This window comes from Amycolatopsis nivea, from assembly GCF_004522235.1.
Lineage (GTDB): Bacteria > Actinomycetota > Actinomycetes > Mycobacteriales > Pseudonocardiaceae > Amycolatopsis > Amycolatopsis nivea.
In genome coordinates, this window is sequence record NZ_SDLT01000051.1 from 48967 (window position 1) to 61697 (window position 12731).

Consider the following 12731-nt stretch of genomic DNA (forward strand, 5'->3'; position numbering starts at 1 on the left):
GAACGGGCTCAGGCGGGGTAGCGGACCTCGAACGTGACGACCCCCTCGTCGGTCCGCCACGGGCCGTGCGGCATGCCCGGCGGACGGCAGGCGTACATCCCCGCGGTGAACGTCCGGCCGAGCGTGAGGTCGGTGAACGAGCCCTCGAGAATGTAGACCTCTTCCCAGAAATCGTGCTTCTGCACGCCCATCGGCGTCGAATCGGCACCCGGTTCGTACCGCAGGATCCGTGTCGCCACGCCGGTTTCCGGGTCCTTGGCGAGAATGCGCTCGGTGATCTTCGGATCGTCGCCCGGGCACACTGTGAAGGCGACGTCGGTCACCGGGAAGAATTCGTGTTCCGGTTTGCTCATCGGGTGATCGCTCCGTCGAGGTCGTAGCTGGACAGGAAGGCGTCGATGTCGCCGAGCGCGCCGTCGAAGCCGTAATTGCGGAAGGCGTAGCCCTTCACCACGAACGGCGCGCCCGCGTAGAACATCTCGTACTGGTGGTGCCGTCCGGCGAATTCGCTGCCGACGACGTCCCAGGCCAGTTTGAACAGCTTCACCCGCTCCTCGGCGGGCGCGGACGGGCTGTAAATGTATTTGTCGATATCGGCGCGGGTCTCCGGGTTCGTCAGGTCCGCGACGCTGGAGGGCACCTGCAGCACGCCGCCGCCGACCAGGTCGCGCAGGATCGCCAGCAGCCGCGGGTACAACTCGGCCTGCAGCCCCATCGCGCCGTACACCGCACGAGAACCGGGGCGCCACATGCCGTTCTCGTCCGGCTCCGCGGTGTATTCCGCCGCCAGTACCGCCGATTCCACAATGGACGCGAGGCTAGCCAGCTCACCGAGTTTCTCGACCACGCCGGGGAATTTGTCGACCCCGTTGACCGTGCGACCTTGCGCGCGAGCCCGGCGATGAACTGCGTCTTCACCATGAACCGGATCTGCGCCTGCCAGTTCCCGAAGACGTGCGCACCGGTGTCGAAGAACTGCCGCCGCAATCCCGCGACATCGCGGTAAACGAACACTCGGTCCCACGGAATGAAGACGTCGTCGAAGACGACCAGCGCGTCGGTTTCGTCGTAGCGCGAGGTGAGCGGATAGTCGTATTCACTCGTGGCCGCCGGCGCGTACGGACGGCGGCAGTAGAGCTTAAGTCCTTCTGCGTCAACGGGAACCGCGAATCCGAGCGCGAAGTCAGCGTCCTCCGGTCCGAGCGGTTTGATGCAAGACACGAAGATCTCGTCGGCCACCGCGCCGCCGGTCGCGAGCATCTGCGCACCGCGGATCACGATGCCGTCCTCGCGCTCCTCGGCGACTCCCGCCTGGATCAGGTCGCCTTCCCAGGCGTGCGCGGTGGTCGCCCGCGAAACCTGCGGCGGAATGATCGCATACGAAACGTACAGATTCTCTTCCAGCACGCGCTTGTGGTACGCGGCGATGTTGGCCGAAAAGTCGCGCTCCCCTTGCGAAAACGCCTCCGGATGCGCGGAGAACGCCGCGACGAACGCGCCCACGTGGTCCGGGCTGCGGCCGACCCAGCCGTGCGTGTGCCGTGCCCAGGTGGTCGCCGCTTCGCGGTACGCCTTCAGGTCTTCCCGGCTGCGCGGCGGCGTGAACAGACGGTTCACTGTGGACCCGGACGCCGGGTCGGTGACCGAGATGCCGGATTCCGGGTCGGCCGCGAGGTCGAAGAGTTCCGCGATGGTCTTCGCGATCGGCGCGAACGCCGGGTGGTGGGCGACGTCCTCGACCGGCGCGCCGTCGAGGTAGATCCGCCGGGGGCCTTTCAGTGCGGCCAGATAGTCGGCTCCGCTGCGCATCACTCGCTCCTCTGTTTCGTTTCGTACGCGTGGGTCAGGGTCGGGCCGCCGGGCAGTTCCAAGTGGACGCGCCAGTACGCGCCGTAGGTGAATTCGCCGCCGAGCAACGGCAAAGTGCCGCAGTACAGCGCGAAATCGCCCTCGACCGGACCGAGCCGGTCCAGCAGATCCGCCGGATGCCGCAGCGCGGCCAATTCCCCCTTCTGATACGGACATCCGTCCACACTGGAGTCCGCGACGACGTGGTCCCAGTCCGGAATGGACACTTCGGTCCCGAGCTCGGCGACCACCTCCCCGAGCGGCTTCGGACAGGCCGCTTTGGACAGTGCCACCCCGTCCCGCTCGAGGTCGCGGTCGGTGTGATCGGACCCGACCCCGAGGAAATACCGCCCCTGGTGCCGGATCAGCACCGGTTCGACCTCACCGGACGTCCCCGGCGCGCTCACCCCGACCACCGGCTCCGTCGTCAGCAATCCCGTGTCCAGGTGGTAGAACGCAGGCACCGATTCCGGCCGCGGCACCCCGATCGCCGCCAATTCCGCGATGTGCTCCTCGACCGCGGCCTCGTCGCTCCCGGTGTACCCGGCCACCACCAGCCGCGCCGGGGCGAACGCCAGTTCCTCCCCGGTTCCCGCGACGTGCAGGGCAATCGTGCTCATACTCCCGCTCCCGTAAAGTCTGCTGTGGACACCGGCCACCGCCGATCGGCCAGCACCGGGAACTCCGCCCGCACCGTGTCCACAATGGATTGGTCTATTTCGCAGCGCAGCACTTCCTCGCCGGTGCCCGCCTCGGCCAGCACAGTCCCCCACGGATCGACGATCCGGCTGGTACCCGCCAGCTCGACACCGCCGTGCTGGGTGCCGGCCGCGTTGACCGCGATCACCAGGACCTGCTCCTCCACCGCCCGGCACGAGGTGAACATCCGCCAGTGCTCGCGCCGCGCCGACGGCCACGCAGCCGGGACCACGACCGTCTTCGCGCCGCGATCCACCAGCCCACGCCACAATTCGGGAAACCTCAGGTCGTAACAGGTCGTCGCCCCGATCGGCCCGAGTCCCGTTTCCGCGACGCTGAGCGTTTCGCCCGGCGTAAGCAATTCCGCCTCACGCGAGGCATATCCGAAGACGTGCACCTTGCGATAGGTATGCGCGATCGTGCCGTCCGGCGCGAGCAACACCGCGGTATTGAACAACCGCCCGGCCGCATCCCGCTCGACCAAACTGCCCACATGCACATACGCACCAAGGCTCCGCGCCCACTCGCGCCCCGCCGCGACCGTCGGCCCGTCGAGCGATTCCGCCTCGTCCGGATACGCGTCGAACGAGAAATATCCGGCCGCCCACAACTCCGGCAACACCACGAGATCAGCCCCGCGCGCCGACTCCACCAACTGCCCAGCCCGCACCCGACGGTCCGCCGCCGTCTCGTCCGGCGGACTGGCCAGCTGCACCAACGCGACCTTCACAGCCGCTCCCCGACTCGCAGTGCTGTCATCGTGCTGGAGAGATGCTTCGCGAGCGCCTCCCCGGCCACCTCCGGCTCGCCACCGCGCAACGCTTCGACGATCGCCGCGTGCTCAGCCAGCACCGTGCCCGCCCGGGTCTCGCTGCCCGCGACCGCGCGCAACCCCATCCTGACCTGCCGCTCCCGCAACGATTCGTAGAACTCGGCCAGCACCGGATTCCCGGCCCGCCGCACGATCGCCCGGTGAAACGCACGGTCGAACTCGATGAACCGCACCGGTTCGTCCACCACCTCGCGCTGCTTCGCGAGAATGTCGTCCAGCTCGCCGAGAAAGGTCTCGTCGACGCGCTCGGCGAGCTTGCGGACGCACCAGTCCTCGACCAGCTCGCGCGCCTCCATCACCGCCCGCACCTCCGCGTCGGAGATCGGCGGCACGAACGCGCCCTTCTTCGGCACGATCTCGAGGAACCCCTCGGCCTCGAGCCGCAGCAGAGCCTCCCGCACCGGAGTCCGAGACGTCCCGGCCGCCTCGGCAACCTCCGATTCGGTGAGGAACGTCCCGCCGTCGCGAGGCAGCTCGGCGATGCGCTGCTTGAGGAACCGATAGGTGACGTCCTGCGCGGACCCGGCCCGCCCAGCCTGTCGTACACTGCTCATGGACAAGATGTATACATCACGCATGGCAGGCCGGGCAAGGGGTGTTTGCCGAGGTTGAGCGGGTGTGCCGGGTGGGGATGGCTCGTGTTCGCCTGCGGAGGAGGGTCGCGTTGCCCGGGGCGGATGGCTCGGGCTCGCTCGCGGAGGAGGGTGCGTGTTGTCGGGGAGACGACTTGGGGGCGGTGGTCCCGATGGGCACGCGCGGGACCTCGTGTTGGCGCCGTGATGGGTCGCGCTGAACGTCGGGGCGACGCCCTGACTTGCCGCTTGGAACGTCCTGTCGCCGCGGCAGCCCTGGCGCCTCCGCCGGAACGTCCTGTAACCGCAGGTGCCCTGGCACCTCGCCCGGGACTTCCCCGACGCGGTTGCCCTGATGTGTCACCCCTGGCCGGGCGAATCCGCGACGACGGCACCCGGTTCGAGCCGCTGCCTAAGCACCGATAATGGCGTGTCGACCGAGGGGATCCCGCCTCGCCCTGCGCGACTGCACGGGATCCGCTGACCACAAGGCCCGGCCCCTTCAGCCGCCAGGTAAGCCGGTCACCGCGCCCTCACCACCTACCCGAAAAGTGCCTTCTTGGCACCGTGATCACACGCCGCTTACGGTTCCCGAGCCACCTTCGCACCACCCGCTTGGAGCCTCCGTGAACCACTTCGTCATCACTGGCGCGCATGTCTTCGACGGCGAGAACTCGCTCGGAACCGTCGATGTCGAGGTCGCTGACGGAAGAATCGCGAGCGTCGGCGGCACCCGCCCCGACGGTGTCGACCTCATTGACGGAGCAGGAGCCACGCTGTTGCCCGGTCTGATCGACGCGCATACGCACACTGACGAGCAGTCGCTGCGCCAAGCGTTGACCTTCGGAGTCACCACCGAATTCGACATGCTCTCGATGCCGCAACAGATGATTCCGGTGCGCCGCAAGGTCGCCGCCTCGAATGACTTAGCTGACGTGCTGTCTCCGTCCATCGGTCTCACCCCGACGGGCGGGCATCCGCAGCAGCTGAGAAAGGGCGACCCGCCATGGCCGACTGCCACGCGTCCGCACGAGGTGGCGGCGTTTGTCGAGGCCCGGATCGCGGAGGGTGCCGACTATCTCAAGGTCCTGGTGGAGGACGGCCAGCTCTTCGGGAGCGGCAGCCTGCCGAGGCTCGCTCCCGAACTGGTCGAAGCGACGGTTCGCGAAAGCCACAGTCGCGGGAAAATGGTGTTGGCGCACGCGATGACCGTCAAGACCGCAGGACAGGTCATCGACGCCGGAGTGGACGGACTCAGCCATCTGTTCTTCGACCGTCCGCACACCGCGGAGTTGATCGAGAAGATCGCGACCGCTGGTGCGTTCGTCATTCCGACGTTGACGGTAATCGCGTCGATCACCGGCGAGCCTGCTGGCCGCCGACTCGCTGAGGATGCGCGAGTCTTCCCCAAGCTGACTCCGGAATGGCTCGATAACCTGTCCAGCGCGATGGCCACGAGCCCGCGCGAACACTTCGGCTACGCAGTGGAAACGTTGGCAGCACTGAAGAAGGCCGGAGTCGACATCCTGGCGGGCACGGACGCAGCACACCTCGGCGCGCCAGGGATGGCCCACGGAGCGAGCCTGCACGACGAACTCCGCCTCCTGACAACGGCGGGCTTCACTCCGACCGAAGCCTTGCGGGCAGCGACCTCGGTCCCCGCTCGACGCTTCGGTCTGCCCGACCGCGGCCACATCAAGCCCGGACTGCGCGCAGACCTCGTACTGGTCGACGGCGACCCTACGGTCACTATTAGCGACAGCCTTTCGATTCGTCGCGTATGGCGGAACGGGTCCTGAACCACCGCCGCGGTCCGGATGCTACGGCCGCGCTGGATCAGAGGCGGCGTCATGCGTTGCGTGGCCCTGGCGAGCATGCAGAATCCCGGTCGCGACAATACGTCCGGCCACCGCACAGGTTCCCCGCGATCAGTACGGCATCGAAACCACCCGCACAGCGTCCCAACTATCGCGCTGCAACCCGACCGCCATGCAACATTCAGAACGACCGCGCGGAGTCCCGGCAACCACGCAACATCCAGCCACCGCACAACATCTCCGCGACCACGCGACGTCCCGGCCACCACGCGCCACACGGCATCCTACGCTGCGTGCGGCGTGCGGGCAGCGACATAACATTCAGCCGTCGCATGGCATCCCACGAGCGTCCGGCAACCTGACCGCCACTCGACATCCCGGCGTCACGCAATATCCCTACGAGCGTCCGGTGTCCTCACTACCACGCCACGTCCAGACGTCACGCAGCATCGCCACGATGCGTCCGGCGTCCTCACTGCCACGCCACTTCCAGTCGTCACGCAGCATCCGACGGTCGCGGCACCAGCCGTCCCGACGGATTCCCGCCACCGCGCGGCGTCTCGGCCAGCGCGGAGCTAGCGTGCGGCAGCGGCGATCAACGCTTCCAGTCCCGAAGCCTGCGTCCGCCAGTCCACCGCGTTCGGGGTGCCGCCAGTCCACCGTTGGCCGATTCGGTTCAGGGAGTCCCGGTCTCGCAGCCAGATCGAATCCGCTTGCTGCTGCACGAAATCTCGGTACTTCTGTTCGCCGGTAGCTGTCGCGAGGTCGCCGAAGTAGCGCAGGAAGATGCCCTTGAATTGCTTCTGATTGTCATCACACGAGCCGCTCTCACACGATTCTACCAGCACCCCACCCGAAGTCAGGCCGGTTATCGCCGAATCAGCCAATCGGTGGGCAGCGTCCAAATAGGACTGATCGCCGGTTGCTCGCCAGAGTTCGGTGAAGCCCCCGATGGCTAAGCCCTGGTTGTAGGTCCAGACGGTTTGGCCGTTGTTCGTGCAGCTTGCAGTCAGGCCGTCGTTGACCAGGCCGGCTGAGTTGATCAGGCCGCTCCGCAGGTACCAATCGCCGGCGGTGCGGGCGCGGGCCAGCCATTCGGTGTCGTCGGGCAGGCGGCGGTGCAGGGCGGCGGCTAGGCGGAGGTAGAGGCCACTGGTGACGGCGTTCTTGTACGTCCGTTCGCGATCCCACCACACTCCCCCGCCGCATGTGCCGGGGTCCCAGAAACCGTGCACGTAATCGGCGATTTTCGTGGCTTCGGCGAGATATCGGGAGTCGTGTGTACGGTCGTATGCCGCGAGCCAGGCCAGGGCCCACCAGGCGGAGTCGTCGATGGCGCGGCTGATGAAGTCGCCGTCGATCGGGTCGGAGCTGCGGGCTCCGGCGGGGAAGGCGGCGCGGTTCACGTCGAAAACCCTTGCCAGTACTGGATCTAGGTTGGACACTCCGGAATCCGCCAGTGCGGTTACCGCTACGGCCGAATTCCACCAGCTCGAAGGCCACCAGGCGCGGTAAATGTCGTGGGACCACAGCAAAGCGTCGACGGCGGCCGCGACCCGGGATTGCGCGGGGCGTGCCCAGGCGGTGCAGGCGCCTTCGTTGTGAGAAGCTTCCCGGCCGCATGCTCGAACGGCGCCGCCATTCAGTCGTCCGCGTGGATCTTGGGTGGCGAACGTTGCGGTCTGTATCGCGGTCGCGGCGGCGGGGACACTCGTGCGGCCGAGTAACGAGCCGTCGGGCCAGGTCGTGCCTTCGTCCCACGAACGGTCCAGCCAGGTTTCGTCGCCGGGGCCGCCGGAATCGATGCTCGACCAGGCCATACCGCGGTCGTCGAAGTGGAGCCGGACGGTGCGGCCGAAGATCGTCGCGGGCGGTACCGGCTGGGTGTCGCCGGTGCCAGGAGCGGAACCGTCGCAGGCGGCGGCGCAGACGGTCGGATAGATCCAGCCTGTGCAGGCGACCGCTTGTGCGTCCCCGCAGGCCCGGAGCAGGCCGCGGCGGTGGCCGACGGGGTCGGTGAGGTTGTACATGAGCGTGCGGGTGCCGGTCCACGTGTCCGGGATGCTCGCTTTGCCGAGCAGGCCGTCCCAGGTGCTGCCGCCGTCCCAGGAACGGTCGAGCCACACCGCGTCGCCGGTGCGGCCGTTGTCGATGCTGGCCCAGGCCATCCCGTCCTGGTCGGAGACGTGCAGGCGCAGCACCCGGCCGTTGATGTTCTTGTCCGGCAAGGGAAAACTCTCCTGCGCGGCCCTCGACGGGTCAAGGGTGTCGCACGAGAGCGCGCAGACGGCGGCGGCCGTGCGCGGGACGGTCAACGAGGCGAACACGAGCAGCACTACGAGCACGGTCCGCATGGACTCGTCCCCTCGCCTGGGTGAATTTCCACCCAGAATAGAAACCCGCGCGGGTGACGGTGAAGACCCGCGCGAGGTTCTGTCCCGTTCCGGACAGGCGGGTTAACCCGATCAGCCGCCGCTGCCCTGGCGCCGTCCGACCGAACGGCCGATGAAGTACCCGAGAATGAGCCCGACGATCAGGCCGATGGCGATGAAGAAAATGACGGTGGCAGCGGCGATTTTGCCGACCGTGCCGAGGAATCCCTTGGCCTCGAGGTCGGTCGCGATCGCCACGGACTGGGTCAGCGCGTAGTGGGTCATGCCTCCCAGGATGGCATCGGCGGCGGGCGGGCGCTCGGGGACGCACCGAGTGCGCTCGAGGGACGGATGTGATGTTCGGTTCTTGACCGGCTTGGGTGCGAGCGCTTCGACGGGACACGAGCAGGCGGGTGTCGCGCGCGGTGTTCGGGCCTTGACCGGATTGGGGCGAGCCCGTCGTCAACCGAGGCCGGTTCAGGACCGCGGACGGATTCTCGGAGACACACCCGGGCAGGTGAATGCCGTGCGCGGTATCCGTTCTTGACCGGCTTAGGCACGATCTCGTCGTCAGCTGAGGCGCAAGGCTGCTGGTTCAGGACTGCGGGCACATGCCTGGGCATGCGAGTGCTCCTGACTCGCCTGCGAAGAAACCTCGGGCGGGCAGCCTGGCATCCTTCGCCGTCTCGGTTATCGACCAGCGCCGCAAGACCGCGGCCAAGTGAGGACCGTGGGCAGGTGCCCCGAGAGGTGCGCCCGGCTATTCCTTGACCGGCTTGAGTACGAACCCTCCGTCGTCCGATTCCTCGGCCGGGGCCCGGCGTCGCGCGGGCGGTGCCGGTGGCGGTGCCGGGTCAGGTGCGCGGGTGGCGGCTGGATCGGGCGTTGGTTCCGGAACCTCGTCCAGCGCCAGCTCGTCTTCGACTGCCGCCGCGACTGCGGGGACGCATCCTGCGCGGATGGCGCTCAGGCCCTGGTGCAACGCCTGTGTGCCTGCTTCGGTGCTGAGTCGCGAGATTTCCGCGGCCAGGGCGTCCGGGCCCAGTTCGAGGGCGGGTTCTCCGATGTCCAGGTGGACGAGCATGCCGTGCATGTTCACCGTGACGCTCAGTCCCTCGCTGCTGGCCGTCGCGCGGAGGGCGGCTAGGCCTTCGGACAGGCCCAGTTGGTCCGGGATTTCTTCGGCGATCTCGATGAGTTCGTCGATCCCTCGTTCGTCCCCGGCGGGGTCGGCGGGATCGGCGGGATCGACGAACTCCCCCGGAGACTCGCCGGGTCCGAATTGCTCAGCCGGATTCGCGTCCGCGCGCGAATCCTCGTTCTCCTGGTACGCCTCCGCCATCACACCCTCCACGTGTCCGGTGTGGTGTCTTCGGCGCGGTCCGCCAGGTCCTGCTCCGAGCCGAGGCCGAGGCTGCGCAGGTCGGTGCCGCCGAGGTCGCCCAGTTCGGCTTCCAGCGCGCGGCGGGCGCGTTCGTTCGCCTCAGCGGCCGCCTCGCGGACTGCGTGCAGGATCGTGTCCGCCAGGCGCGGGCCGCCGGCTCGGAGGGCGTCTGCGGTCAACTCCAGGGTGCGCAAAGCGCCGCCGGGGGCGACTTCGACGATCACCCCGGCGTGCCGCGCCGTGCCGGTGATGCTCACTTCGGGTGCACTCCGCCGTAGAACTTGTGCAGGTCGCGCGGCAGCGTGTACGTGAGGCGCTCGACCTGGTCGTTCGCGTTGCCCTCGATCGTGGTGATCTTGTTGCCCTCGACCTTTTCGATGATCCCGATGTGGTGACTCTGCCCCCAGGACGGACCGTCGCCGAAGAGGATCGTGTCGCCGGGACGCGCGTTGTGCGCGAGCGCGCCGCGGTCGTAGGCGAGGTGGTGGCGCTGGCCCCACTTGTAGACGTCGCCGGTGAAGCCGTACTTCGGGATGTCCACCCCGGCCGAACGCCACATCGACGTCGCGAAGTACGCGCACCACGGCTGTCCGGTCGGGCCCCACTTGTTCCGGTTGTTCGGGCCCTCGTGGTAGCCGAGGTTGTGCCGCGCGTGGTCGAGGATCTTGTCGACCTTCTTGCTGTGGCTCGCGTGCGTCTTGCCGTGGTGCTGCTCGTGCTTTTTGTGCGCTTCGTGCTTTTTGTGCTGCTCGTGCTTGCGGTGGTCGCCCAGCTTGGCGCGGTGCGGTCCGCCCGGGTCGGCGACGCCGTCGTGGTTCAGGTCCTTCTGCAGCGCACGCAGTTTGCGCGCCGCCTCCTCCATCTCCGCGCGGGCGTTCTTCAGGTGCCCGCCGGATTCCTTGAGGTACTTGCCCGCCAGATCGGCCACGTCGCCGATCGCCATCAGCAGGGCGGCCGGGCTTCCGTTGCGCGCCAGGACGTATCCGGCGTCGATGATCTTGCGCGCCTTCGCGACGAACTCGTCGATCAGCTTGCCGGTGGCCTGGTGCCGCCCGGCGAGCGCGTCGGTGACCTCGCTGACCACTTTGGCCCCGTGCGTGCTCGCCTGCGCGGTGACCTTGAGATCGCGGCCGAACTTGCCGGTGTCGTGCTCGAAGGCCGGATTCGCCTTGCTGTGCCAGGTGTTCAGCAGCGCGTGCGCGGCTTTGCGCTGCGCTTCGTACTGTTCGGTGATCTCGCGCGCGGCCTGCTGCAGCGCGTGCTGCGCGGCCTGCGAGTCCGCGGCTTTGCCGCGAAGCTTGCCGTGGTGCGTTTTCATCTCGTCCGCGAACAGCGTCGCGACCCCTGCGGTGTCCAGCACGGATTCCCCCTCAGCCCAGGATGCCCTTGATGTCGTGTGCGCTGATCGCCGCGCTCGCGTCGGAATCCGCGCCCGCGTATGCCTGCCGGGCCCGGAAAACGGAGGCGCTCAGCGTGCGCGCGTGCGCTCCGGTGGCCCGCACCTGCGATTCCAGCGAACGGCTGAAATCCCCCAGCGCGTCGGAGAATCCGGTTTCCTCGCCGACCTTCCCGAAGCTGTCCTTGGCGATCCCGGTGACCCGGTGCACCGTCTTCCGGCCGACCGACACCAGTTCGTTCGCGACGTGCTCGGTGGTGCGCTCGTAGGCGAGGAACTGCTCGAGATCGGCCTTGAACCCGCCGTCCTTGCCGCCCTTGCCGTGGTGCGGTTTGTGCGGGTGGTGCTGGGTTTTGTGCGGATGGTGCGCGCCCTTGCCGTGGTGGTGCGTGACGTCCTCCGCGGCCTTGCGCGCGGCGGCGAGATGGCTCTTGTACGCGCCGTTGGTGTAGGTGGACCACGGCTGGAAGCTCTTGCCGTGCCCCGAAATCGCCCAGGCCGCCTTGGCGTTCTCGTCCGCGTTGAACAGTTCGTCGTTGGAGTGCAGATGGAACTCGTGGCGGCGGGCGGGCCCGAGCGAGCCGAGCATGTTGACCTGCCACAGCCCGTATGAATTGTCCGGCGGGGTCCCGTTGTGCGCACGGGTGTTCCCGCCCGATTCCGCCAGCGCCACCGCGACCGCGGTGGTGAGCGCGTGCCCGCGGAACCCGGCCCGGTACGCGTGCTGGGCGATCTCCTCGGCCGACAACTTGCTCATTTCCTGCCCCCTTCAGCAGGGCGCTTCGCCGCTGCCCTAAGTGAGACGGAAGCCTTCGTCCTCAGGTTCCCTAGTCCCCCGAACGGACGAAACCCCGCGCCCCAGTTCCTGCATCCGGTCGGCGAGCCAGGCGTGGTCCGCGGGCGCGAGAGTGACCCACTTCGTGCCCGCGGACTCGTGCACGATCGCGCCGTACCGCCCGGCTTCCGTGTCGTACCAGGCGACCACCGGCGAACGTCCTCCTGGGCCGTTCACCGCGAACTGTCCGTACGCGACGCGCGGCGTGGTGACGAGCGTCGAAATCGCCCGCAGGTCCCGGCCGGCCAGACCGGCCCGGCCGAGCACCCGCTCGAACGCGGCGTGCCCGCTGTCCGCAAACGCTTGCATCGCCTCGGAAAACACCGAGCGCGGCAATCGGACCACGTTGCCCGGCCCGGGTTCGGCGGGGCCGACGACGCTCGCGGCGAGCTGCGGGACGTCGTCGGGCAGGCACGGCCGCAGCGCGAGTTCGCCCGCGTCGAGCACGGCCAGCACGCCCAGTTTGCGCCCGGCCGCGGCCAGCGCGCGCAGCGGCGGGTCGCGGAACACCAGCAGGTCGACCGAAAACACCGGCTCGGCCAGCACCGCGAACACCTGGCCCAGCCGCGGGTGCGGTTCGTCGTCCTCGTCGAGCAGCCCGGCCGCCGCGAGGCTCTCCGCGACCTGGACGCCGAGCTGGTCGCGTTCGTCCATCGTGGAACCGTGCGAGGGCACGTCGAACGGATACGGCATGGGGCCGAGGTCGAAATCCGACCACAGCAGGTCGAATTCCAGGTGCGAGAGCGCTACCCCGTCGACCTCCGGGAGATGTCTGGCCATTCCCGCCTCACTCGCCCAGCACGGGCGGGTACGCGTCCGGCAGGTCCTCGAGGAAGTCGAAGGAACTGCCCTTGGTGTAGCGGTTCTGGTGGTCGTCGGAACCGTCGCCGCGCTGGCCCGCCATCGGCGGGAAGAACCCGCCGGACATCGGGCTGCCGCCGCGCGCGCCCGCCGCCGCGCCGGCCGCACCGGCTGC

The 12731-nt window shown here is 68.3% G+C and carries 12 protein-coding genes and 2 pseudogenes; 1 reads left to right on the forward strand and 13 read right to left on the reverse strand.

From position 1 onward, the window contains the following. Positions 1-8 precede the first annotated feature (8 nt). The 5 genes and pseudogenes from EIZ44_RS39340 to EIZ44_RS39360 all read right to left on the reverse strand — a co-directional run bounded on the left by EIZ44_RS39340 (position 9) and on the right by EIZ44_RS39360 (position 3933). The gene (locus tag EIZ44_RS39340; protein WP_043840232.1) at positions 9-353 is read right to left on the reverse strand and encodes a cupin domain-containing protein; all 345 of its coding nucleotides are present in this window, start codon (positions 351-353) and stop codon (positions 9-11) included. After that, a pseudogene (locus EIZ44_RS46210) lies at positions 350-1809 on the reverse strand (4-hydroxyphenylacetate 3-hydroxylase family protein). Before EIZ44_RS46210 ends, EIZ44_RS39340 begins: the two are co-directional and overlap by 4 nt. After that, on the reverse strand, positions 1809-2468 hold the full coding sequence (locus EIZ44_RS39350; protein WP_167754419.1) for a DUF2848 family protein: 660 nt from the start codon (positions 2466-2468) through the stop codon (positions 1809-1811). The pseudogene EIZ44_RS46210 and the gene EIZ44_RS39350 overlap by 1 nt, the downstream one beginning before the upstream one ends. Beyond that, on the reverse strand, positions 2465-3277 hold the full coding sequence (locus EIZ44_RS39355) for a carbon-nitrogen family hydrolase (protein ID WP_134734050.1): 813 nt from the start codon (positions 3275-3277) through the stop codon (positions 2465-2467). The genes EIZ44_RS39350 and EIZ44_RS39355 overlap by 4 nt, the downstream gene beginning before the upstream one ends. Then, positions 3274-3933 (reverse strand): GntR family transcriptional regulator, encoded by a 660-nt coding sequence (locus EIZ44_RS39360; protein WP_037814835.1) that lies wholly within the window; start codon positions 3931-3933, stop codon positions 3274-3276. Before EIZ44_RS39360 ends, EIZ44_RS39355 begins: the two co-directional genes overlap by 4 nt. A 644-nt stretch (positions 3934-4577) precedes the next feature. On the opposite strand from EIZ44_RS39360, the gene EIZ44_RS39365 reads away from it, so the two are divergent. Further along, entirely contained in the window at positions 4578-5750 is a 1173-nt protein-coding gene (locus EIZ44_RS39365; protein ID WP_205673451.1) for an amidohydrolase family protein, read from the forward strand. Between the two features lie 593 nt (positions 5751-6343). Here the strand turns inward: EIZ44_RS39365 and EIZ44_RS39370 are convergent. The 8 genes and pseudogenes from EIZ44_RS39370 to EIZ44_RS39405 form a co-directional block, all read right to left on the reverse strand. Beyond that, the gene (locus EIZ44_RS39370) at positions 6344-8122 is read right to left on the reverse strand and encodes a glycoside hydrolase family 76 protein (RefSeq protein WP_134734052.1); all 1779 of its coding nucleotides are present in this window, start codon (positions 8120-8122) and stop codon (positions 6344-6346) included. Positions 8123-8233: 111 nt separating this feature from the next. Continuing rightward, positions 8234-8425, reverse strand: a complete 192-nt coding sequence (locus EIZ44_RS39375) for a hypothetical protein (protein WP_037814825.1) — start codon at positions 8423-8425, stop codon at positions 8234-8236. 475 nt (positions 8426-8900) lie between these two features. Beyond that, positions 8901-9482 (reverse strand): hypothetical protein, encoded by a 582-nt coding sequence (locus tag EIZ44_RS39380; protein ID WP_205673452.1) that lies wholly within the window; start codon positions 9480-9482, stop codon positions 8901-8903. Continuing rightward, positions 9482-9781 (reverse strand): YbaB/EbfC family nucleoid-associated protein, encoded by a 300-nt coding sequence (locus tag EIZ44_RS39385; protein ID WP_134734053.1) that lies wholly within the window; start codon positions 9779-9781, stop codon positions 9482-9484. Before EIZ44_RS39385 ends, EIZ44_RS39380 begins: the two co-directional genes overlap by 1 nt. After that, positions 9778-10884 (reverse strand): CHAP domain-containing protein, encoded by a 1107-nt coding sequence (locus tag EIZ44_RS39390; RefSeq protein WP_134734054.1) that lies wholly within the window; start codon positions 10882-10884, stop codon positions 9778-9780. Before EIZ44_RS39390 ends, EIZ44_RS39385 begins: the two co-directional genes overlap by 4 nt. Before the next feature lie 10 nt (positions 10885-10894). After that, a complete protein-coding gene (locus tag EIZ44_RS39395) occupies positions 10895-11677 on the reverse strand; it encodes a transglycosylase SLT domain-containing protein (RefSeq protein ID WP_037814819.1) in 783 nt (260 codons plus the stop codon). 36 nt (positions 11678-11713) lie between these two features. Next, positions 11714-12535 (reverse strand): ESX secretion-associated protein EspG, encoded by an 822-nt coding sequence (locus EIZ44_RS39400; protein WP_037814817.1) that lies wholly within the window; start codon positions 12533-12535, stop codon positions 11714-11716. Between the two features lie 7 nt (positions 12536-12542). Beyond that, a pseudogene (locus tag EIZ44_RS39405) lies at positions 12543-12731 on the reverse strand (WXG100 family type VII secretion target); the annotation flags it as partial.